Below are 23,807 nucleotides of genomic sequence, written 5' to 3'. Positions count from 1 at the left end.
CCCGGGCACGGGCCCGTGCAAAGCACCATCTACGGGGAGGGACAGTGAACCTGCTCGGACGGGTTCCCGCTCTCGTCCTCTTCTCCGACGCCTGTTCCACCTCAAGTGCAGCGCCAGAACACGAAACCGTCCCGCAGAACAAGGAGAAGGAATCAATGCGAACTACACGACGGGCAAGCCTGGCTTCGTTGGCGGCAGTGGCGGCCCTCGCCGTCCCGGCGCTGGTGGTGGGCAGCCCGGGAACGGCGTCGGCGCAGGTTGCGCCCAAGACGGCTGCCGCCGAGGTCGCGTGCACCGGCTTCACCAACGTGAGTCTCGGTGGCGATTGGTACCTCCATGTGCCGTCGGCGGGCTCGGGCAACTACAACTGCGTCGTGGTCCGGGGGATGAAGGGCCTCCCCGTACTGGTCGTGCAGGAGAGCCTGAACGCCTGCTTCGACCAGAACATCGCGGAGGACCGGGACTTCGGCCCCGCCACCGAGCAGGCGGTGAGGAACGCCCAGACGCAGATCAACAAGGACTTGGGCAAGCACGTGCTGGACGAAGACGGCCGTTTCGGCCCCATCACCAGCTCTTACTTCCACTTTCAGGCATACGACTACTCCAACGGCCAAGGCGGCAGGCACACGGGCGTCTGCTACTACTGACGGTCCATGACGTGTCCGCACGGCGGCCCGCCGTGCGGACACGTTGCCTGCCGTAGGTAGGCCGAGGGCCGACCGGGGCGACCCCGGCCTGGTCCACGCCGGGGCCCTGGCCGAGGCGGCCGGGCTGGAGCTGCGCAGGCATGGACCACGCCTTCGGGCCCACCGGACCCGCGGCTGGCCGTGAAAGCATCCGGACGGCGTCGTGACGGTTTGCGATCCATGCCTGGCGAAGGGCGGCTGAGTCACAGGCTGTCCGGCAACTGCTGTTGGCCACCGAGGGCTTGCCTGCTGATGACGTATGCCGGTCGGCGGATAGAGCGGGCGTTCGATATGAGACCTCCCCGGGACAGGCAAGATCCGCGCGTTGGCGCAGGCCCGTCGGCTGTCGGCGGGTCGGCTGTCGGCTCAGCCCCACCGCTACGCATGTGCAGAGCTGGTTGTTCCAGCTCTGCACATGCATGCGCTTCGCGCGACCGGTGCCGCGCCTGCCACGACAGGCGCTCGTGGTGAACTGCCGGCTTCGCGGGCGGCGATCCTCACAGATCGGGGCCGATTCGAGACGCCTTGTTCTCCGGGCTGGAGCCTCAGCTGTTGGCCAGGGTGCGGTCCAGAAGGGGGAGCAGGCGATCCCAGTGGCGCTTCAGCCCGGAGGCGCTGTAAGCGTCGGTGTCGGACATGGTGAAGCCGTGGATGGTGCCGGGGTAGATCTCGGAGGTGTAGCCGATACCTGCCGCATCCAGGGCCTGGTTGAGCTCGACGAGGGACTCAGGCGTCATGTCGCCTTCCGCGTGGCCGAGGTGGACCTGGGCGGTGAGCTTGGAGAAGAGGTTGGCCCCATCGCGACCCACCGGGCCGTGGAACGCGGCGACGGCCGCCACCTGGTCGGGGTGGGCCGCGGCGGTGCGCATCGCGTAGAGGCCGCCTATGCAGTAGCCGGTCACCGCGACCGGTCCGGCGCCGACCTCGGGCTGGGTGGTGAGGAACCTGAGGTAGGCGTCGGCATCGCTCAGGACATGTTCGGCGGTGTGCGCCTCGATCAGGGGCATCAGCTGGGCGAAGACCGCGGGCCGGACCTCTTCTCCGATGTACTCGGGAAGCTCGACCAGCGGTGCCGGGCCGTGCCGGTAGAAGGAGTTGGGGACGAGCACGTAGTAGCCGTGCCCGGCCAGTTCGCGGGCCATCTCCCGCAGCACGGGCCGGATGCCGAAGCCGTCCGCGTACATCAGCACCGCTGGGTGCCGCTCGCTGTGGTGAGGGAAGGCGGCGAAGGCGTCGGCCTGGCCGTCCGCGGTGGGAATCCGCAGCGTCTTGGTGGGCATGCATACTCCTGTCGTGGTTGATGTGCAGAGCCTGTGATCAACACGACGGAGGCGGAGCCCGCGCCGCAGCGCAAGAGCCTCGATCGAACAGCGGGCCCAAACCGGCCCGTACGGCGCTCAGAAGAGCACCGGGTCACCGATCCGTGTGTGGCGCAAGGCCGTCCCGGTATTCATGGCCGCACAGCGTAGCCCACCGGATACGAGCCGACGTCGGCACTGCAGCCCGAGCGGATACCTCGATTGGACGAGAACCGGCACGCGTCGCATGCGACAGGACATCGAGACTTCCGTTCGACGGACACCCTCGAGATCGAAAAGACAACAGCTCCTAAGCCACTCGGGTACGGCGTGCGTTCACTCACCTCGCTACCCCGGCAAACCAGCGGCCGCGGATCGGTCGCTTTCGCCCGCACCCGCACCATCAGGCGACGACAGGAACGCTCGTAGGCTCACGAACCACCCTCTCTGTCCGCCCCCGGCACCAGCAGCATCACCAGGATCGCCCGCGCGGCCCTCGTCCTGCTCCCACTGGATACCGGGCGCACCACCTGGACACCGGCTCGAAGGGCAGCCTGGTTCACCGGGACCACCCCCCGGGCCGCCGGAGTGTCAAGCAGTGGCGCGAGTTGCTGCGCGCCGGGCACTGACCCGGCGGCCGACGTTCAGCTGGCGGCGATGCGGGGGAAGACGGCGTCTTCCAGCAACAGGCCGATGGCCACCGCGATCGGTATCGCCAGCAACGCGCCGATAAGCCCCAGCAGGTCCCCGCCGATCACCACGCCCAGAACGGTGACCAGCGGGTGTACCTCCACGGCGTACTTCATCGCCTTGGGCGTGATCAGGTAGTCCTCCGCCACCCGGAAGAAGATGTAGAAGACCGCGGTGGCGATGGCGACCGGCCAGGAGACCACCAGGGCCACCAGCGACACCACGATCCCGCCGATGGTGGACCCCACCAGCGGCACCAGGTCCATGACGGCGACGAAGACGCCCAGCGCGGCGGGATAGGGGACGCCGAAGATCTGCAACCAGACGTAGGTGGCCACCCCGGCGATAACCGAGGTGGCGACGTTGGCGAGCATGTAGCGGCCGGTGCGCGACAGGATCTCGTCGGTGATCTCGGCGGCGTGTTCGCGGCGGCTGCCGGCCACGAAGCGCAGGCAGAACTCCTTGAGCGTGGGCAGCCCGGACAGGAAGTAGATGGTCAGGGTGACCACCAGGGACAGCCCGCTCACCGTGGTGACCACCAGTTGCCCGGCCCCCAGCAGCCCGCTCGCCACGCTGTTGGCGCCGCCCGAGCCCATTGCCTGCTTGGCCTTCTCGACGAGGTGGTACTTGTCCTCCAGTCTTCCCAGCTCGGAGTGGTGGTTCTGGAGCTGCTGGAGCCAGATCGGTACATTCCGGGCCAGCGCATTCACCTCGTTGGTGATGGGAGTGACGAACAGCAGCGACAGCGCGCCCAGGAAGAGGGCCAGTCCGACGAGCACGATCGTCACCGCCCAGGACCGGGGCAGCCCCCGCCGGAGCAGGGCCTGCACGAACGGTTCCGCGCTGATGGCGATCACCAGCGCCAGCAGGGTCAGCATCACGATGCTGACGATGCTCTCGACCGCGTGGACCAGCAAGTACGCCAGCAGCGCGCCCAGGCTCAGCTGGAACCCGATGGCAAGCCAGGATCGGGAAGGCCCCGGGCTGCCCCCTTCGGACACCCCGGGGAGCGGTATGCGGGCGCTGTCCGGTTCGGACTCGAACGCTGTCACCGGGGCTCCTGGAGATTGGCCGGGCCGCAGGCGGCACGGTACGGCTGGGGGTGGTGAGGCTTGATGAGAGGGGGCGAGCCTATCCAGGAGCGGGTACGCAGATACCTGTTCCGACCCCGATTGCGACGGTGGTGCAGTCGGATGACAGATGCCGTACGGACTACGGGACCCTAGCCTCGAAGTGGAGAAAGATGCCGGTCAGGCAAGAGCTCACTTGTCGCTGAGATCCGACAGCACCCCGCCTGGCCGGAAATCCGTGGTCACCGAGTGTCTTTGACGAAAGTGGATGAGCGTGCAATCGAAATGCTCGCTTCGTGACCCGGCTCGTCAAGCGTCGGCAGACGTGGCCGATGCGCCAAGAGGAACGGCTGGGCCGATTCCTCGCGGTTCGAGTGCTGTTGGCCCTGATGTGAGTACAAGGGCCGTGGGCCATGGAGCCGAGTCGTTGCCTGCATCCTGCGGAGGGAACCCGAATGACTGATCCGGGGCGGAAGTTCGACTACGACTGGGTCGTGATCGGTTCCGGGTTCGGGGGTGCGGTGGCCGCGTTGCGTCTGGCCGAGAAGGGGTACCGGGTGCTCGTGCTGGAGCGGGGCAGGCGGTGCGCCGATCATGATCTGCCATCCTCGACCTGGCAGGTCTCGCGCTACCTGTGGATGCCGCAGGTCGGCCTGCGTGGCATCTGCCGGATTGTGCAGCTGCGTCACGTGCTGGTCGGCACGGGCTGCGGTGTGGGCGGAGGCTCGCTTGGCTATGCCGCCGCGCTCTATCGTCCGGATCCGGACTGCTTCCGTGATCCGCTGTGGGCTGGGCCGGCCGACTGGCAACAGGAGTTGGACGCGCACTACACGGTTGCCGAGCACATGCTCGGCGTCGACAGTTCCGTGGAGCCGAGTACGTCCGCGTCCCTGCTCGATGAGTACGCCGCGGAGCGCGGATTCTCTGACACCTGCCATGCCCCGCCGCTTGGGATCTTCCTCGGCAACCCCGGCATGACGGTCCCGGACCCGTACTTCGGCGGCGCGGGTCCCGAACGTACCGGGTGCGTCCGATGTGGGGCATGTACGACGGGCTGTCGGATCGGCGCGAAGAATACGCTGACGAAAAACTATCTGTGGTTCGCCGAGAAGGCCGGCGCCCAAGTGCTCGCGGAACGTGAGGCGTTCGACATCAGGCCGAGCGGTGCCGATGACGGGTCGGACGGCTATGTCGTCGAGCACCGGCGTCCCGGTAGCCGCCTGTCCGAGGGGTCTGCCGTGATCACGTGCGGGGGGGGGTGTGGTGTTGGCCGGTGGCTCTTTGGGCACGGTGGAACTGCTGCATCGTTGCAAGGCGGCCGGATCCCTGCCCGGGGTCTCCGACCGAGTGGGATACGGGGTGCGGACCAACGGCGAGTCGGTGGTGGCCGTCACCGGGTCCCGGGGCTGGGACTTCACCGACGGCCCGTCGATCACCCGTGCCGCTCGGCCAGATTCGCGCAGTCTGATCCAGCCGTTCACCTACGGCCCTGGCGCCGACTCGCAGTCGCCCTTGTTCTGGCCGATCACCGACGCGGGGAATGGGCGCGCTGTGCTTCGGCGGATGGTTTCAGCGGTGCTGCGCGATCCGCGCCGCACGCTGCAGCCTCTGCGGGTCCGTGGTTGGTCGAGGCGTACCCAGCTGGTGCTTGTGATGAGTCGGACCGAGGGCACGATCCGGTTGCGGCCCAAGGGCAGGAGGCGCGATGGGAGCATCCGCCTGGAAACAGAGCTTGGGCCGGTCGCTCCGGCGATGCGGGTGCCCGCAGCGTACGAGTTCGCGGACTGGCTGACCGAACGCATCGGTGGTGCCGCCCAGGCGTCGATCTCGGAATCCACGCGGAGCGTTCCCACGACGGTCCACCTGCTCGGCGGAGCGGCGATCGGCGCCGGGCCGGATACCGGGGTCGTGGACCGCGACCACCACGTCTTCGGCTATCGCAACCTGATCGTGTGTGATGGTTCGGTCCTGCCCGTGGACCTCGGTGTGAATCCGGCCCTGACCATCACGGCGCTCGCCGAACGCGCCATGGCCAAGATCGCCGACCATGACCCGGCGCACAGCGGTGCGGCGTGATCGGCGAAGGCATCGGCTCACGCCGGGTTTCGGCGGCGGCGGTGATCGAAGCGGTCCCGCGCGGCGGGTCGGCCGTCGCGTTTGGGTGCAGGTCCTGGGCGATCCGTGCGGATTCTGCTCAGGGGCGAGTCCGTCTGCTGCCACTGGCCCGGTCCGCCGTTCTGCGCTCTGTCGGACTACGGCAGGGAAGCCGAGACCACCGCTCGTGTTCACAGAGGCTGAGCGGCGGACGCTGGAGTGCTGGGCCGTGTCCGGCAGGTCATGAGGGCATAGGGTCTGACCGTGATCAACCTCCAGGTCCGAGGCGAGGACGGCACGATCGAGGCCCGCGCGAAGCATGGTGTGGTCTGGGGTCCTGAGCTGGCTGGTCTTGATCAGTCGGTGTTTCCCATGCTGGGACATCTGCTGCCGTATGCGGACACCGTTTTCAACCACCGCCAGGTGTCCACCCTGTTGGAGGAGGTACCGCGGCTGCCTGCAGGCGTGCTCAGCGATGAGTTTGCGCGCGAGTTGACCGAACTGGGTCAGGTAGTTCTCGACGGGCAGGGCCTGTACTTGTGGTTCCTCGGGGACTGAGACCGCAGGCCGGCTCAGCCCCGGAGCCATAGCCGAACAGCCGCGGTGGTGACGGTGCCGTGGAAGACGTAGGCCCTACTTGTCGTTACCGCCCACCGAAATCACCGAGCTCAGCCCAGCGGGAAAGTTCGGCAGGCCGCAGCCGTTGTCGCGGTTGCCCGCGGTGATCGCCACGCCTGGATGCGTATAGGCCGAGGCGTATGCCGGCAGGCTGCCCCCTTCGGTGGTCCCGCGTCACTCTCCACCAGGAGGATGTGGCACTGCGCGCAGGCGGCGGAGACCATGCCGAGATCGAGGGCGATCCCACCCTCCCAACCTTGGCCGCGACCGACTTTCGGGTCGCTGTGTATCTCCGTGGAGCACCGGGCGTGGCCGGGCGAGGCGGTCGGGCACACCTCGCGTACGTCCAGGATGTTCTTCGTCTGCTGGTGGTACAGCAGTTGTATGCCTCCGACCTGGTAAGGCGACGCGGGAAGTTCCTCTGTCCGGACACGGTCGTCGACCTCACCTCCCGGCGCCCGGCCGTTGGGCGGGCGTGATCCAGGGTGTGGTCGGCAGTTCGGCCTCGGACAACGCCGGCCCCGCGACCTGCAACTTCGGTTTGGATGACGCTCGCTGACGGACATGCACGACCGGCGCGGCCTGTCTGTTGCCCAATTCCCTTTTGAACAACGAAAGTTGCCCATAAGGCTGTGATCCAACACACGCGGCGGCACGGGAGCGGTTGACTCCCCGCGCACGTTCGGAAGGTCGTGAACCATCATCACTATGGCGATTTCGCCGGGGCCGCCGAGCTGAGCCGTCGCCGGGCCGCGGTGCTGGCGCACCGTTCGCACGCGGCAGCCAGGCAGCGTGACCGAGGGCGGCGCTCGGCGTGGGAACGGATCGCCATGCTGCTGGACGCCGGATCGTTCACGGAGGTCGGCTCACTCGTCCGCCGCGGTCCCATGAAGGCAAGCCCGTCCAGCCGACCGGGCGATGCCGTGGTCACGGGGCACGGCACTGTCCACGGAATGCCGGTCTGCTGCTTCGCACAGGACTTCACCGTCTCCGGTGGCAGTCTCGGAGAGGCCGCGGGCCGGAAGATCGTCAAGATCATGGATCTTGCTCTGGATGCCGGTGCGCCGGTCATCGGGATCAACGACAGCGCGGGCGGCCGAATCCAGGAGGGTGTGGTGGCGCAGGCGCTGTACGGCGAGATCTTCACCCGCAACGTGCGGATGTCGGGTGCGGTCCCTCAGATCTCGGTGATGTGCGGGCCATGCGCGGGTGGCGCAGCCTACTCGCCCGCACTGACCGACTTCGTGGTGATGGTCGAGGGCACCTCACACATGTTCGTCACCGGGCCCGAGGCCACCAGACACGCGGTCGGCGAGCGGGTCGGCCTGGAGGAACTGGGGGGTGCGCGCATGCACAACACCCTGTCCGGTACCGCCCACTACCTCGCCGTGGACGAGGACGACGCGTTCCGATTCGTCCGGGCCCTCCTGTCGCACCTGCCCGCCGCCGGCGGGACGCCCGGCTCCGGCATGCGCGCGCCGGGCCGGGGCGGCGCCGCCCCGGCGGGTACGGCGAGCGTGCCGCCCCCGTCCTCGGAGGCGCACCGCATTCTCTCCGATGTCCTGGACCCGGACGGATTCCTTGAGACGCAGGCCCTGTTCGCCACCGAAGCCGTCACAGGATTCGGCTGGCTCGGCGGCGCATCCGTCGGTGTGGTGGCCGCCCGCCCTCTCGGTACGGACGGACTGATGGGAGCCGCCGAGTGCGACAAGGTCGCACGCTTCGTCCGTACCTGCGACGCGTTCGGTCTGCCGATCGTGACGTTCGCGGGAGTTGCCGGAAGACCCCGGCCCGTCGCCCCCGCCGCCTCCACCGCTTCGAGGAACGACATGCCCCGGCTGATGTACGCCTATGCCGAGGCCACCGTGCCCTTGCTGACCGTCCTTGCCGGACCGGTGTCCGGTGCCGGCTACCTGGCTCTCGGGTCCCGGCACCTCGGCAGCGACATCGTGCTCGCCTGGCCCGGCGCCGGCGCCGGCGAACTCGACGCTTTCGCCGCGGCCGAGTGCGGCGCGGTCGACGAAGTCATCGACCCCGACGACACCCGCGAGCGGCTGCACCGAGCCCTGTGGCTCCTGCGGTCCAAGCGCCGCTCGGCGCTGCCGCGCAAGCACGGAAACCTGCCTCTGTGACCGCTGTGCCGTGACCTGCGACGCCCGCGCCTCGGGACACGTCACCTCCCCCCTCCTTTTGTTCGGTACCTGTACGGAAGGCACCACCCATGAACGAGGAACGATCCGCGGAGTCCGATATCGCCGTCGTCGGCATCGCCTGCCGGTTTCCTGGTGCCGATGGTCCCGAGGCCTACTGGGCAGCGTTGCGTGACGGCGTCGACGCCGTGGTCGCCGCGCCTCCGGGCCGCCCCGCCGCCCGCCCGTCCGGGCGGGCGGGATTCCTCGACGCGGTCGACGCGTTCGACGCGGAGTTCTTCGGGCTCTCTCCCCGAGAGGCCTGTCGCGTCGACCCTCACCAGCGGCTGGTCATGGAACTCGGCTGGGAATCACTGGAAGATGCCGGCCTGCTCCCGGCCACGCTGCGCGGCGGACGGGCGGCCGTGGTCATCGGCATGGCCAACGACGACTGGCAGGCCGTTCTGCGGACCGCGGAGGCGGCACCCGACCTGCACTCCGTCACGGGCGGCCAGCGTGCCATGGCCGCCGGCCGACTCTCCCACTTCCTCGGTGTCAACGGCCCCAGTCTGACCGTCGACACAGGCCAGTCCTCCTCGCTGACAGCCGTCCACACAGCCTGCCGCATCCTGCGTTCCGGGGAAGCCGAGTTGGCGATCGCCGGCGGTGTGAGTCTCATGCTGGACGACGCCGCCGACGAGGCGGTCGCCGCCACCGGAGCGATGTCTCCGCGCGGCCGCTGCCGTGTCCTGGATGCCGGAGCCGACGGGTTCGTACGCGGTGAGGGCGGCGGTCTGGTCGTACTGAAGCCGCTGGCCGCAGCCCTCGCCGACGGTGACCGGATCCGCGCCGTCCTACGCGGTAGTGCCCTCGGCCATGACGGGGGAGAAGCACCACTGACAGTGCCGGACGCCGGGGCTCAGCAGTCCCTCCTGCGCGCCGCTCTGGCAGATGCCCGCACCGACCCTGCCGACGTCGGCTACGTCGAACTCCATGGCACGGGAACGGTGGTCGGCGACCCCGTCGAGGCCGAAGCGGTCGGCGCGGTCCTCGGCGCCGTCAGGTCCCCACAGCAACCGTTGCGCGTGGGCTCGGCGAAGTCCAACCTCGGCCACTTGGAGGCCGCCGCGGGCATCGCCGGACTGATCAAGGCCGTACTGGCCGTCGAGCACGGCCTGATCCCCGCAACGTTGCACTTCAGTACCCCTTCCCCCCGGGTCCCGCTGGATCGCTGGCGGTTGAGTCCGCAGATCACCACCGAGTCCTGGCCGGACGGCGAGAGCACTCGGATCGCAGGTGTGAGTTCTTTCGGCATGAGCGGAACCAACTGCCATGTCGTGGTGGCCGAGGCCCCGCCTCCGGTTCCGTGCAGCGCGCCGGCGGACGCACCGACCGCCTGGCCGCTGTCCGCACGCACTCCTGCCGCGCTGAGGGCACATGCCGCCGCACTGCGGGACCGGCTCGTCCGCGACCCGGACGTTCCACTCACCGCGATCGCCGTGACGCTCGCCCGCCATCGCACCGCGTTCAAGGAACGCAGCGTGATCGTCGGATCCGGACCGTCTGTGTTCCTGCGGGCGCTGGACGCCCTTGCACGCGGCACCGAAGACGTCTGCCGCGTCATCGCCGAACCCGGGGCCGATCCAGGTCTCCTGGACCTGGCCGATCGTTTCATCGGTGGCGAGACGGTGGACTGGCCGGCGGCGCTGCCGGCCGGCGCTCGGGCGGATCTGCCCACCTACCCGTTCCAGCGGAGCACCCTGTGGCCTGTTCCTCCCCAGCACAGGGGCCGGCCTCCCGGGGCCGGCGCCGAGGCGACCCCGGCAGGGTCCGCCGTCCCTCACCCGAGTGCGGTAGCAGCAGTGGGGCCGGTGTCCCACGAAGGTCTGGCGACTCTCGACGTGGTCCGACGCGAGACCGCCGCCGTACTCGGCCACGCCGACATCGACGCGATCGAGCCCGACCTGGCGTTCCGTTCCCTGGGAACGGACTCGCTGACGGCGCTGGAGCTGGTGGAGAAGCTCACCGATGCCACCGGCATGCCGCTGCCCAGCAGCCTGCTCTTCGACCACCCGACCCCGCGTGCGGTCGCGGCCTATCTGGACGCTGTCGCAGCGCCCACCCTGCCTTCCCTTCCGCCGGCCGACAACACGACCGAGGGGCGGCCGGGGGCCGATCCGGCACAGCCGGGTGCCGCCGAACCCATCGCCGTCGTCGGTATCGGTTGCCGGTTCCCCGGCGGCATCCACTCCGCCGACGACCTGTGGGACCTGGTCGCCGCAGAACGCGATGTCATCGGCGACTTTCCCACCGACCGGGGTTGGGACCTGGAGCGGCTCTTCTCCGACGCGCCGGACGCGCGTGGCACCAGCGGCAGCCGACGCGGCGGCTTTCTTCACGATGCCGCCGGGTTCGACGCCGCGTTCTTCGGTATCTCGCCTCGCGAGGCGCTCGCCATGGATCCTCAGCAACGCCTGGTCCTGGAAGTCGGGTGGGAAGCCGTCGAACACGCCGGGCTCGATCCGCTCGCCCTGAGGGCGACACCGACAGGCGTCTTCATCGGGGCGATCCCCCAGCAGTACGACAGCGTCGTCCAGCGCTCCGGCGAGGACCTCGACGGGTACGTCTACACCGGAAGCACCACCAGTCTGCTGGCAGGGCGCCTCGCCTACGTCCTGGGCCTGCAAGGCCCCGCCCTCGCCGTGGACACCGCCTGTTCTTCCTCCCTCGCCGCCCTCCACCTCGCCGGTCGCTCACTGCGTGCCGGGGAATGCTCGTTGGCCCTGGCGGGCGGTGTGACGATCATGTCCACACCGACGATGTTCACCGACTTCACCGCCCAGGGCGCCCTTTCCCCGGACGGACGTTCCAAGGCGTTCGGGGCCGAGGCGGACGGCACCGGCTGGTCCGAAGGCGTCGGCGTCCTCGTCCTGGAACGCCTCGGTGACGCCCGCCGCAACGGGCATCGGGTCCTTGCCGTCATACGCGGCAGTGCGCTCAACGAGGACGGTGCCAGCAACGGCCTGACCGCCCCCAACGGCCCTGCCCAGCAGCGTGTGATCCATGCCGCGCTGGCCGACGCGGCACTGCGCCCCGACGAGATCGACGCCGTGGAGGCCCACGGCCCGGGCACCCGGCTCGGTGACCCCATCGAAGTCAATGCCCTGCTCGCCACCTACGGAGCCGATCGTCCCTCCGACCGGCCACTGTGGCTCGGCTCGGTCAAGTCCAACCTGGGACACACCCAGGCCGCCGCCGGCGTCGCGGGCGTCATCAAGATGGTCATGGCCCTGCGCCACGCCACCTTGCCCCGTACCCTGAACGCCGACCGGCCCAGCTCGCACATCGACTGGTCCAGCGGCACGGTCCGTGTGCTCTCGCAGGCGCGTCCCTGGCCGACCGCCGATCGGCCGCCACGTGCCGGAGTCTCCGGCTTCGGCGCCGGCGGCACCAACGCCCACCTCATCCTCGAAGGCGCCTTCGAGCTTCCCCCGCCGACGGCGGACACCGACCGCCGGCCGTCGCCGGGCGCCTCGCACGCCTTCCCCCTTTCGGCCAGGACCACCGCCGCGCTCGCGGAGCAGGCCCGTCGCCTGCACGCGCACCTGACCGCCCGCCCCACGGTGCCGCTCGCCGACATCGCCCACACCCTCGGCACGCGCCCAGCGCTCGCCCGCCGCGCGGTCGTCACCGCAGACGACCGGGCCGAACTCCTCGACGGACTCACCGCCCTTGCCGAAGACCCGGGACAGGAACAGCGCGTCACCGGCGGCACCGCCGTCTTCGTCTTCCCCGGCCAGGGATCCCAGTGGCCGGGGATGGCTGCCGGCCTCCTCGACCACGACCCGGTCTTCACCGCCAGCGCCGAGAGGTGTGCCGCCGCCTTCGGCCCCTACCTCGACTGGTCCGTTCTCGACGTCCTGCGACAGCTTCCCGGCGCCCCTCCTCTCGACCGGGTGGACGTCGCCCAGCCGGCTCTGTTCACCGTCATGGTGTCCCTCGCCGCTCTGTGGCGTGCCCACGGCGTCGAACCCGCCGCGGTCATCGGGCACTCCCAGGGAGAGATCGCCGCCGCCTACGTCGCGGGCGCACTGTCCCTGGAAGATGCTGCCCGGATCATTGCCCTGCGCAGCCAGGCACTCCTCAACCTGTACGGCCATGGCGCGATGGCCGCCGTCTCCCTGCCCGCCCACGACGTGCGCGTCCGGCTCCGTCCCCACGGAACGGCGCTGGAAATCGCCGCCGTCAACGGCCCCGCCTCGACCACGGTCGGCGGTGATCCCGAAGCGCTGACCCGGCTGCTGGGCCGGCTCGACAGCGACTTGGTGCGATACCGACGCCTGCCCGGCGTCAGCAACGCCGGTCACAGCTCCCAGATCGAGCCCCTGCGCGATCACCTGCTGGACGCTCTGTCGACGGTCGGTCCCCGCACCGCGACCGTGCCCTTCTTCTCCACGGTCACCGGCGGTCCGCTGGAGGGCACCGCGCTCGACACCCGCTACTGGTGGCGCAATGCCCGTCAGACCGTCCTGTTCGAACCGGCCCTGCGCGCCCTGCTCGACGCCGGGCACCGCACGTTCATCGAAGTCAACCCGCACCCGCTGCTGCGATCCGCGCTGGAAGAGACCTTCGACGCCGCCGACGTCACCGCCGCTGCCGTCGGAACGCTCCACCGCGACGAGGACCCCAGCACCCGCGTCACCCAGGCGCTCGCGGAGGTGTACCGGCTCGGCCATCGCGTCGACTGGCGTGCCGCAGGCACGGCCGGCCGCCTGACCACCCTGCCGTCGTACGGCTTCCAGCACCGCAGGTTCTGGCCGCAACCCGGCCCCGCGGCCGTCCCTCCCGGAAACTCCACGGGACACCCGGTGCTCACCACCGTCCTCGCCCTGCCTCACATCGGTGGCCATCTGCTCACCGGCCGACTGTCCCCTCACGACCTGCCCTGGCTCACCGATCACGCGCTGCGTGGCGAGGCTCTGGTGCCCGGCACGCTGCTCGCCGAACTCGCCTGCACCGCCGCCCGCCTCACCGGCGGCGGCCAGGTGGGCGAACTCGTACTCGAGACACCTCTGCGGCTGCCCGCCGACGCGGGCACCGTCAGCGTCCACATAGCCGTCGACGCTCCCGGCGAGGACGGCTCACGTACCGTCAGCATCCACGCCCGGCCCGCAGCCGCCGACCCCGACGGACCGTGGACCCGGCACGCCCACGGCACCGTCACGCCCTCAACCCCGGAACCCCCGGCCGGCCCGCGCTCTCCCTGGCCGCCGGCCCCCGCCGAACCCGTCGACCTCACCGGCGCGTACGACCGCCTGCGGCGCACCGGCTACGAGTACGGCCCCGCGTTCCGCGGACTGCGTGCCTTGTGGCGAAGCGAAGAGGCGGTGTTCGCGGACGTCGCCCTCGACGAGGGCCAGGACCCGAACGGGTTCGCCGTTCACCCGGCACTGCTCGACATGGCCCTCCACCCCATCCTGCTCACCCGCGAAGACACCGAAGACACCGCAGTCGCCCACGTGCCGTTCAGCTGGAGCACGGTGCGCCTCCACCGGGCCGCCCCCACCGCCGCGCGGGTCAGCGTGTACCCGGCCGGCGACCACACCTACACACTGCACGTCACGGACCCGGCCGGACACCCGGTCGCCGACGCCACCCTCACGTTCCGCCCCGTCTCTTCCCCTGCGCCCGACCTGCGGTACCTGGACTGGACGCCCACCGTGCTGCGGATCGAGGGGCCCCTCGGAGCGGGCACCGCCGTCCTCGGCGCGCCGCACCCCGCGCTCCCGGCGGTTCCCGCCTGCCCCGACATCGATTCCCTCATCGCCCCGGCGCCGGTCGGCGGAGCGCATGTGCCTCGCATCGTCGTGGTCCACCAGCAACCCGACAACGGCGACGAGACGGGCCTGCCCGCCAGGGTCCGTGGCGCCACCGCCCGCCACCTGCGCATCCTGCGGACACTGCTGACCGATCCCCGGTACGCCGCGAGCCGCCTCGTACTGTCCACCTCGCGGGCCACCACCGACGCCCCCGACCTCGTGGCGGCCGCCGTCACCGGCCTGTGGCGCAGTGCCGCCGCCGAACACCCCGGCCAGGTCGCCCTGGTCGACCGTGACGGCACGCCCGCCTCCGACCGGCTCCTGCCTGCCGCCGTCGCCGCCGGCCAGGCACAACTCGCCCTGCGCGACGGCATCGCGTGCACTCCCCGGTTGCAGACCCGCACCGACGGCGACGTCATCACCGCACCCGACCGTCCGGGACCGTGGAAGCTGGCTCTCACCGAATCGGCCACCACCAGCACTCCGGATGACCTGGCTCTCGTTCCCGCACCCGAATACGACCGCGATCCCGGTCCGGGCGAGGTGACGGTCGCGGTGCGGGCGGCCGGGCTGAACTTCGTCGACGTCATCACGACCATGGGCCTGTTTCCCGGAACCGCGGGCCTGGGCCGGGAGTTCGCAGGCCGGGTGACCGCCGTCGGTGCCGGTGTCACCCGCCTTGCCCCCGGCGACCGTGTCATGGGCATCGTCGGCCTCTCCGATTCGGCGGTGGCACCCACCGTGGTCACCGACGCCAGGCTGGTCGCCCGGGTACCGGGGGACTGGTCCTGGGCCGAGGCCGCCGGCGTCCCGATCGCCTACCTCACCGCCTACTACGGCCTGGTGACGCTGGGCAGACTCAAGCGCGGCGAGTCCGTGCTGATCCACGCGGCCACCGGCGGCGTCGGCATGGCGGCCGCCCGCATCGCCGCCCACCTCGGTGCCGAGGTGTACGCCACCGCCCACCCCGACAAGTGGCCCACCCTCGCAGCCATGGGCATCCCCGCCGAACGCACGGCCTCCTCCCGTTCGCTCGACTTCGAACCACGGCTGCACGCCGCTTCCGGAAAGCGCGGTGTGGACCTGGTCCTCAACTCCCTGACCGGCGAGTTCGTCGACGCCTCGCTGCGCCTGCTGGCGGACGGCGGACGGTTCCTCGAAATGGGCAAACTCGACATCCGGCCGGGTGCGGACGTCGCCGGCGTCCGCCCCGACATCGACTACAGCCCCTTCGACATCCTCAGCGTCGACCCCGCCGGCATCGAGGCGCTGTACCGCGAGCTGCTGGTCCTGTTCGCCGACGGCTCCCTTCCACCGCTGCCCGTCGCCGCCCGGCCGGTCGGCGCCGCCCGCGAGGTCTTCCGCGACTTCCGCGACGCGCGGCACACGGGCAAACTCGTCCTCACCCTGCCGGTGACGCCCGACCCCGACGGAACCGTCCTGATCACGGGCGGCACCGGCACCCTCGGTGGCGAACTCGCCCGCCACCTGGTCCTGCGGCACGGCGTCCGGCATCTCATGCTGGCCGGTCACACCCCGGAAGGCGCCGCTCGCACGCAAGCCCTGCGGGCCCGACTGACCGCGCTGGGCGCCCACGTCACTGTGCACACGGCGGACCTTTCCGACCTGGCCGAAACCGACCGGCTGCTGGCCGCCGTACCCGACGCACATCCGCTGACCGCGGTCGTCCACGCTGCCGGCATCCTGCACGACAGCACGGTCACTGGCCTGACCGACGACCGCCTCGCCGCCGTTCTCGGTCCCAAGGCGGACGCCGCATGGTGGCTGCACCTGCGCACCCGTCACCATGACCTCGCCGACCTCACCTTCTACGGCTCCGTCGCCGGAACTCTCGGCCTGCCAGGTCAGGCCAACTACGCAGCCGCCAACGCCTTCCTCGACGCTCTCGCCGCCCACCGTTCTCACCATGGGCTGCCCGGCCGGTCGATCGCCTGGGGGCTGTGGGAAGACCGCAGCGCCATGAGCCGCCACCTCAGCACCCGCGACCTGGAACGCATGGCCGACGCGGGACTGCACCCCCTGTCCGCCGCGGACGGGCTGGCCCTCTACGACGCCGCACTCCTGCGCACCGAACCCAGGCAGGTCGCCGTACGCCTCGACACGCCCGGTCCGTCCACCGCGCGGCGCGCGGCCACGCACACGCCCTCCGTCTCCGCAACGGCCGCACAGCCGGCCGGCGCACATCCCGCCGCCACCCTGCGCGACCGGCTCCGGCAGCTCATGCCGGGCGAGCGCCGCGGGGCACTGACCGAATGGATCAGCGGACAGGCCGCAGCCGTCCTGCGTCTGCCGAGAACCGAGGACATCGCGCCTGACGCGGCCTTCCGCGATCTGGGATTCGACTCCCTGACCTCCGTCGAACTGCGCAACCGTGTCAATGCCGCCACAGGCCTGCGCCTTCCCGTCACCGTCGTGTTCGACTGCCCGAGCCCCGCCGCGCTGGCCGCCCACGCAGATCTCCTTCTGCACCCCGCCGACGCCCCGTCACCAGCGGCAGGTCAGGCCGTCGCCGCTCCCACCCCGCCGCATCGCGCGGCCGCCCCCTCAACCACGTCGGATCTCGCCGAACTGAGCGCCGACGAACTCCTTCGCCTCATCGACGAGGAGTTCGGCACGGGTCCACAGGGAGGTATCGCATGACCGGCGACAACTCCGCCCCGAACACCCATGGGCAGGGCACGAGCGAACGGGAGGAGCAACTCCTGGGGTACCTCAGACGCCTCACCGGCGAACTCCGCCTCGCTCGTGAACAGGTCGCCGCGCTGGAGGAGGACCGGCATGCCCCCATCGCCATCATCGGTATGGGCTGCCGCTATCCCGGGGGCGTTCGCAGCCCACAGGACCTGTGGCGGCTGGCCGCCGAAGGCCGCGATGTCATCGGCGACCCGCCGACGGACCGCGGCTGGCCGGATGCCGCCGCCGCTCCCGGCGGTTACCTCGACGACATCGCCGGCTTCGACGCCGGCTTCTTCGGCATCTCACCTCGCGAAGCGCTCGCCATGGACCCCCAACAGCGCCTCATGCTCGAAGTCACCTGGGAAGCCCTGGAACACGCCGGTATCGACCCCACATCCCTGGGTGACTCAGACACGGCGGTGTACACCGGCGCCGGCCAGCAGGACTACGGCCCGCCCCTGGCAGCATCGCCCGACCACGTCGTCGGCCACCGCCTCACCGGCACCGCGCACAGCGTCATCTCCGGGCGCGTGGCCTACCTCATGGGGCTGTCCGGCCCGGCCCTCACCATTGACACCGCCTGCTCCTCCTCCCTGGTCGCCATCGACCTCGCCTGCCGCGCTCTGCGTGCCCGCGAGACCGGCCTCGCCCTGGCCGGTGGCGTCACCGTCATGAGCACCCCCGGCACCCTGAAGGAGTTCGCGCGCCTGACGGGCCTGGCCGCCGACGGACGGTGCAAGGCGTTCGCCGCGAACGCCGACGGCACCGGCCTCTCCGAGGGCGCCGGACTCCTCGTTCTCGAACGCCTCGACGACGCCCTGCGCGCCGGGCGCCGTATCCACGCCGTCATCCGGGGCACCGCCGTCAACCAGGACGGCGCCAGCAACGGTCTGAGCGCCCCCAGCGGCACCGCCCAGCGCCGCGTCATCCGGCAGGCACTCGCCGACGCCCGGCTCACTCCCGCCGACATCGACGCCGTGGAGGCGCACGGCACCGGCACCACCCTCGGGGACCCGGTCGAGGCACAGGCGATCATCGACGTCTACGGTCCCGGCCGACCCGTGGGTCGGCCGCTGTATCTGGGCTCCCTCAAGTCCAACATCGGCCACACCCAGGCCGCCGCAGGCGTCGCCGGCGTCATCAAGATGACCAGGGCCCTGGACGTCGGGATCCTGCCGCGCACCCTGCACGCCGATGTCCCCACCCCGCATGCAGACTGGAGCGCCGGAAGCGTCGAACTGCTCACCACCGCGAGCCCGTGGCGCGGCACCGCCGGCCGCGCCCGTCGCGCCGCCGTTTCCTCGTTCGGCATCAGCGGCACCAACGCCCATCTGGTCCTGGAGGAAGCCCCGTGTCCTGTCGACGGCGGCGCGGCCCCCGCCTCCCATGATCACGCCTCCCACGATCGCGCCTCCCACGATCGCGCCTCCCACGATCGCGCCTCCCACGATCGCGAGGAGCCGGCTGCCGAAGCGGGGCAGCCCACGGTGTGGGCGCTGTCGGCGCGCTCCGCGCCCGCGCTGCGGGCTCAGGCCAGCCGGCTCGCCGAACACCTCGCGCGTGACCCCGCACTGTCCACCGCCGACGTCGCACACTCCCTGGCGACCACCCGCGCGACGTGGGAGCATCGCGCCGCCCTCACCGGCACCGACCGCGCCGGCCTGCGCGAGGCCCTCGCCGCTGTGGCGGCCGGCCGGCCGCACCCGGCGGCGTACACCGGAACCGTCCGTGCCAGGGCGCCCCTGGCCTTCCTGCTGTCCGGGCAGGGCACCCAGCGCCCGGGGGCTGGTGCCGAGCTCTACCGCACCCATCTCGCCTTCCGGCGCGCTCTCGACGAGATCTGCGATCTCGCCGATCCGTATGTGCACCGCCCGCTGCGCGACCTGATGTTCGCAACGACCGCCCCGGTACGCACCGACGTCGCCCAGCCGGCGCTGTTCGCCCTTCAGGTCGCCCAGTACCGCCTGCTGGAAAGCTGGGGACTGCGCCCCGACGTCCTGCTCGGCCACTCCGCCGGCGAGATCACCGCCGCCCACCTCGCCGGCGTCCTCTCGCTGCCCGACGCGGTCCGTCTGGTGGCCGAACGGGGCAGGCTGATGCACGCGCTGCCGCCGGGCGGAGCCATGACCGCGGTCCGGGCGGCGGAAGCGCATGTCCTGCCCCACCTTTCCGACCTGGCCGAGCGCGTGGAGATCGCAGCGTTCAACGGTCCGGCCTCCCTTGTCCTCTCCGGGGACGAGGACGGCATCCGCACGGTCGAGGCACGTCTGGAAGCAACCGGTGTACGGACCCGGCGCCTGAGGGTCGCCCATGCCTTCCACTCCGCCCGGATGGATCCCGTACTGGGCGAACTCCGTGCGGTAGCCGACGGTCTCGTCCTCCGCCCTGCCACCGTCCCCCTGGTCTCCTCCCTCACGGGAGTCAGCCCCGCGCGCCAACTCGCCGACCCGGAACACTGGGTGCGCCACGCCCGCCTCCCGGTGCGCTGGTCCGACGCGATCCGCACCCTGTGCACCACTCATCGCGTCCGCAACCTGCTCGAACTCGGCCCCGGCGGGGCGCTGACCGCCCACAGCGCCGCGAGCGCCACGCCCGGCAGTCTTGCCATCGCCCTTTCCTCCCCGGGAACCCCTGAACCGGACGCGGCCATCGCCGCGCTGGCGGTCCTGCACACGCGGGGGATCTCCCCCCACTGGCCGACGCTGCTGCCCGGCAGAACGGTCCCGCTGCCCACGTATCCGTTCCAGCGCGAGCACTACTGGCTCTCCCCGGATCCGGGACGGCCACGTTCCGGGGAAGGGCGGGGGACCGCCGGGCCCGCTCTCGCGACCGGCCCGACGGACGGCAATCCGGCGGACGGGACAACGCCTCCGGACGGGACAACGCGTCCTCTCCCGGTCGCGGACTCATCGGACGAGCACACGGTCCTCACCGAGACGTTCACCATCCGCACCAGGCCGTGGCTGACCGACCATGTCATCGACGGTACCGCGGTCGTCCCGGCGACCGCTCTCCTGGACCTTGCCCTGCGCGCGGCGAGCCGCATCGGTCACCCGCAGGTCGCGGAACTCACTCTCCACACACCGCTCGCCCTCTCGGCCGGCGGCGACATGGACCTGCGGATCACCACCGGCGCTCCACCCGGTTCAGGACAGCCCTTCCGCATCGAGGCGCGCTCGGGCCCACGCTCCCCTTGGACACCGCATGGCGTCGGCCGCTTCTCGGCAGCCACACCCTCGGCACCCGCCGACAGCTTGTTCACCGACGCCGACGCCGAGCCCGTCTCCCTCGACGACCACTACGACCGCTGTGCCCGCCTCGGCATCACCTACGGTCCGGCCTTCCGGAGACTGACCCGGCTGCGTCGTCATCGGGTGACGCTGTATGCGACAGCGGAGGCAGAAGCGGCAGCGGTGCCGCAGACCGGGCCGGAACTGTTCACTCCGGCCGTGCTCGACGCCGCGCTGCAATCAGTCCTGGCCGTCCGCGACGACCCGGCGCCCGCCCTGCCGTTCACCTGGACCGGCGTCACCGTGCACCGGCAGTGGCGCGGGACGCTCACCGCGCGGATCACACCGCGCGGTGGGGATGCCTACGCCATCGACATCGCCGATCCCGAGGGCGGACCGGTGCTGTCCGTCCACTCACTGACCATGCGGCCGGCGGCGGCGCCACATCTACTCCAGCCCGTATGGCAACCCGTTGAACCCGTTGAACCCGTTGAACCCGTTGAACCCGTTGAACCCGTTGAACCCGTTGAACCCGTTGATCCGGTTGATCCAGCGGTCCTTCCGCCCTCCGCCGGCCTGGCCCTGGTGGGTACCGGGTCCATGGCGCTGCCCGACGTCCCGAGCCACCCGGACACCGCTGCGCTGCAGTCAGCCTTGGACCGTGGTGCCCGCCCGCCAGGCACCGTCATAGTGGCCGCACCGCCCCGCGCCCACGATCGCCTGCCCGCAGCCGTTCATACCGCGACCGAAGAACACCTGGCCCTCCTGCGTTCCTTCCTCATGGACGCACGGCTGAGCCGGACCCGGCTTGCCCTGCTGACCCACGATGCCACCGGCGCCGACCCGGATCCGGCAGGTGCTGCCCTGAGGGCGTTGTGGCGATCCGCCGCAAGCGAACACCCCGGCCGCTTCACCCTGGTGGACACCGACGACGCCCCCTCCTCCCGTCGTCTCCTGCCGACCGCGCTCGCCGGCACCGCCTCCGAACTGGCCATCCGGGCCGGCACCCTACATCGCCCCGTTCTCGCTCCGCTGACGCACGCACCTCCGTCCGCGGCCTCAGCCGAACCCGCGGAACCGGACCACCCCGGCTTCGATCCCGAGGCGACCGTGCTGATCACCGGCGGTACCGGGACGCTCGGGAGTGAGCTCGCTCGTCACCTCGTAGAACGCCACGGTGTCCGACACCTGCTGCTCACCAGCCGCCGTGGGCCGGCCGCGCCCGGACATCGACAGCTCCAGCGCGAACTTCACGCCGCCGGAGCCGAGGTCACCACCGTCGCGTGCGACGTCAGCATCCCCGGCCGGCTGGACGCACTGCTCACCGGCATCGACCTCGCGCATCCGCTTCGTGCCGTCGTACACACCGCGGCCGTTCTCGACGACGCCACGATCACCAACCTGACCTCCGCCCAACTGCACCGCGTCCTTGCGTCGAAGGCCGACGCCGCCTGGTACCTGCACGAGCGCACCGCACGTCTGCCGCTGACCCACTTCATCCTCTACGGCTCGGCCGCGGCCCTTCTCGGCACCCCGGGGCAAGCCAACTACGCCGCCGCCAACGGCTTCCTCGAAGCACTCGCCCACCACAGGCACGCCCGCGGACTGCCGGCCCTCACCGTGGCCTGGGGCTGGTGGCGGGACTTCGGCCTGACCGCCGGTCTCACCCGCGCCGATGTCCGCCGCCTTCGGGACATCGGCTTGGCCCCGATGTCCACGGCCGAGGCCCTCGCACTCTTCGATGCCGCGCTGGACCACACGGCTCCCGTGCTCATGGCCGCCCGCCATACGCCACGACGCCACACCCCACCGCCCGCTGTTCCCCGGCGCATCGCCGCACTTGACGACCTGGACAGTCTGATCGGCCTGGTTCGTGCCCAGGCTGCGGCCGTCCTCGGCTATGACGACACCCGTCGGGTGCCCGCGGACGCTCAGTTGGCATCGCTCGGGCTGGACTCCCTGGGCCTGGTCGATCTCCGCAACCGCCTCACCGCGGCATGCCGACATGACATTCCACTGTCCGTGCTGGTGACCGGATCCACGCCGCTCGCCCTCGCCGGGGCGCTGCACGCCCTCCTCACACACCAGGACGACGTCCGATGACCACCGCCGACTGGCTCCGACCCGCCATACCTCGCCCCGCCGCCCGGCTGCGCCTGGTGTGCTTCCCGCACGCCGGAGGCAGCGCCGCTGCCTACGCCCCCTGGGCCCCGCTGCTGCCCGACGACATCGAACTGGTCGCCGTCCGCTATCCCGGCCGGGCCGAACGCCTCAGCGAACCCCTCGCCCTCGACATGGCCGACCTCGTCACCGGCGTCGCCGCAGCACTCCACCCTCTGACCACCCGGCCCTATGCCTTGTTCGGTCACAGCATGGGTGCCGCCGTGGCGTACGAGACGGCCCTCGCCCTTCGTGCCCGCGGCGGGGGCGATCCGGTGCGCCTCATCGTTTCCGGCCGACCGGCGCCCCTGCACCACTTCCCGGCGCCGGCCGGACCCGTCACCCGGGAGACCGTTCTCGCGGAGCTGCACCGTTTTGGAGGGACTCCCGCCGAACTGCTGAACGATGCCGAGGCTCGCGAGATCATTCTGCGTGTCTTCTCCGCGGACCTGCGCCTGCTGAAGACCTACCGCCCCACCGACCCGCCAGTCCTGCCGTCGTTCCCCGTCAGCGCCATGCTCGGCAGCCAGGACCCCCAGGTCTCCGTCGCCCAGGCAGCTGACTGGTCCGCCACCACCAGCGGCGCCTTCGACCTCACGGTTTTTCCCGGAGGCCACTTCCATCTCGTTCCCCGGGCGAAGGACGTGATCGCCGTCCTCTGCGACCTCCTCGCCCCCTTGCCGTCACTTACTCCCTCGTGATGCGGCGTCGTGGGGGGTCTTCTCGCCGGCCTCGACGGCGAACGGCAGCCGGTTCTCGGCGGGAGCGACGGGGCAGACGGGCATGCCGCTGAACGCGCAGGGCAGGTTGAGCGCGCGGTTGAAGTCCAGCACGACGGTGCCGTCCTGGTCGGGTTCGGGGACCGAGAGCGAGCGGCAGGCGCCGTAGGTGGTGACACCGCTGGTCGCGTCGGTGAAGACCACGACCATGCCGTAGGGAGAACTGGTGGGCGTCAGGGTGTGCTCACGCCCGGCGTGGGTGAACGTGATGACGCCCGGCGAGGTGTAGGTGTACCTGTCGGTGCCCACCGTGTCGAGGTCGAGCGACTTCGGCGCGGCGTGGCGGTCGAGTCGGGGCCGGTCGGGAAAGACAGTGAGGCGCTCGGCGAGCGCGTTGTGCTCGGCGGGGTCGACGCTCAGCTGGTAGCGGGTCTTGTCGGCGACCCAGTCGGTGACGTACGTGCACCAGTAGCCGGCGTACGGGGGCAGCCACTCGGTCGGGTCCTTGTCCTTCTTCGCCCGGTTGGAGGCCGCGGAGACGGCGATCAGCGCGCGGGAGTCGTCGAGGTCGTTGGCGTAGGCCTCGCGGGCGGTCCA

The 23,807-nt window shown here is 70.9% G+C and carries 10 protein-coding genes and 1 pseudogene; 8 read left to right on the top strand and 3 right to left on the bottom strand.

Annotation, left to right across the window (positions count from 1 at the left end; genetic code table 11):
- Positions 1–44: 44 nt before the first annotated feature.
- The gene (locus ACWGKQ_RS37645; RefSeq protein ID WP_453296536.1) at positions 45–647 is read left to right on the top strand and encodes a peptidoglycan-binding domain-containing protein; all 603 of its coding nucleotides are present in this window, start codon (positions 45–47) and stop codon (positions 645–647) included.
- Positions 648–1,231: 584 nt separating this feature from the next.
- On the opposite strand, the gene ACWGKQ_RS37640 is transcribed toward ACWGKQ_RS37645, so the two are convergent.
- The gene (locus ACWGKQ_RS37640; protein ID WP_453296535.1) at positions 1,232–1,966 is read right to left on the bottom strand and encodes a dienelactone hydrolase family protein; all 735 of its coding nucleotides are present in this window, start codon (positions 1,964–1,966) and stop codon (positions 1,232–1,234) included.
- 662 nt (positions 1,967–2,628) lie between these two features.
- Positions 2,629–3,726 carry an AI-2E family transporter gene (locus ACWGKQ_RS37635; RefSeq protein ID WP_453296534.1) on the bottom strand — a complete coding sequence of 366 codons (1,098 nt, stop codon included), beginning with the start codon at positions 3,724–3,726 and terminating at the stop codon, positions 2,629–2,631.
- Positions 3,727–4,157: 431 nt separating this feature from the next.
- On the opposite strand from ACWGKQ_RS37635, the pseudogene ACWGKQ_RS37630 reads away from it, so the two are divergent.
- From ACWGKQ_RS37630 to ACWGKQ_RS37600, 7 genes and pseudogenes are all read left to right on the top strand, one after another.
- Positions 4,158–4,337 (top strand): annotated as a pseudogene (locus tag ACWGKQ_RS37630) (FAD-dependent oxidoreductase); the annotation flags it as partial.
- Positions 4,338–5,034: 697 nt separating this feature from the next.
- On the top strand, positions 5,035–5,820 hold the full coding sequence (locus ACWGKQ_RS37625; RefSeq protein WP_453296533.1) for a GMC family oxidoreductase: 786 nt from the start codon (positions 5,035–5,037) through the stop codon (positions 5,818–5,820).
- Positions 5,821–6,102: 282 nt separating this feature from the next.
- On the top strand, positions 6,103–6,396 hold the full coding sequence (locus ACWGKQ_RS37620) for a hypothetical protein (protein WP_453296532.1): 294 nt from the start codon (positions 6,103–6,105) through the stop codon (positions 6,394–6,396).
- Between the two features lie 752 nt (positions 6,397–7,148).
- Positions 7,149–8,588: an acyl-CoA carboxylase subunit beta gene (locus ACWGKQ_RS37615; RefSeq protein ID WP_453296531.1), complete on the top strand. Its 1,440-nt coding sequence runs from the start codon at positions 7,149–7,151 to the stop codon at positions 8,586–8,588.
- A gap of 89 nt (positions 8,589–8,677) precedes the next feature.
- Positions 8,678–17,065, top strand: a complete 8,388-nt coding sequence (locus ACWGKQ_RS37610) for an SDR family NAD(P)-dependent oxidoreductase (RefSeq protein ID WP_453296530.1) — start codon at positions 8,678–8,680, stop codon at positions 17,063–17,065.
- Positions 17,062–22,434 (top strand): type I polyketide synthase, encoded by a 5,373-nt coding sequence (locus ACWGKQ_RS37605; RefSeq protein WP_453296529.1) that lies wholly within the window; start codon positions 17,062–17,064, stop codon positions 22,432–22,434. The genes ACWGKQ_RS37610 and ACWGKQ_RS37605 overlap by 4 nt, the downstream gene beginning before the upstream one ends.
- Complete coding sequence (locus tag ACWGKQ_RS37600) at positions 22,431–23,192, top strand: thioesterase II family protein (RefSeq protein ID WP_453296528.1); 762 nt, start codon at positions 22,431–22,433, stop codon at positions 23,190–23,192. Before ACWGKQ_RS37605 ends, ACWGKQ_RS37600 begins: the two co-directional genes overlap by 4 nt.
- Here ACWGKQ_RS37600 and ACWGKQ_RS37595 read toward each other — a convergent pair.
- Positions 23,175–23,630 (bottom strand): DUF1684 domain-containing protein, encoded by a 456-nt coding sequence (locus tag ACWGKQ_RS37595; protein ID WP_453296559.1) that lies wholly within the window; start codon positions 23,628–23,630, stop codon positions 23,175–23,177. The genes ACWGKQ_RS37600 and ACWGKQ_RS37595 overlap by 18 nt on opposite strands.
- Positions 23,631–23,807 lie beyond the last annotated feature (177 nt).

This window comes from Streptomyces sp. NPDC054770 (genome assembly GCF_053611985.1).
The sequence above is the reverse complement of the archived record's forward strand: the minus strand, read 5'-3'. Positions and strand labels throughout refer to the sequence as shown.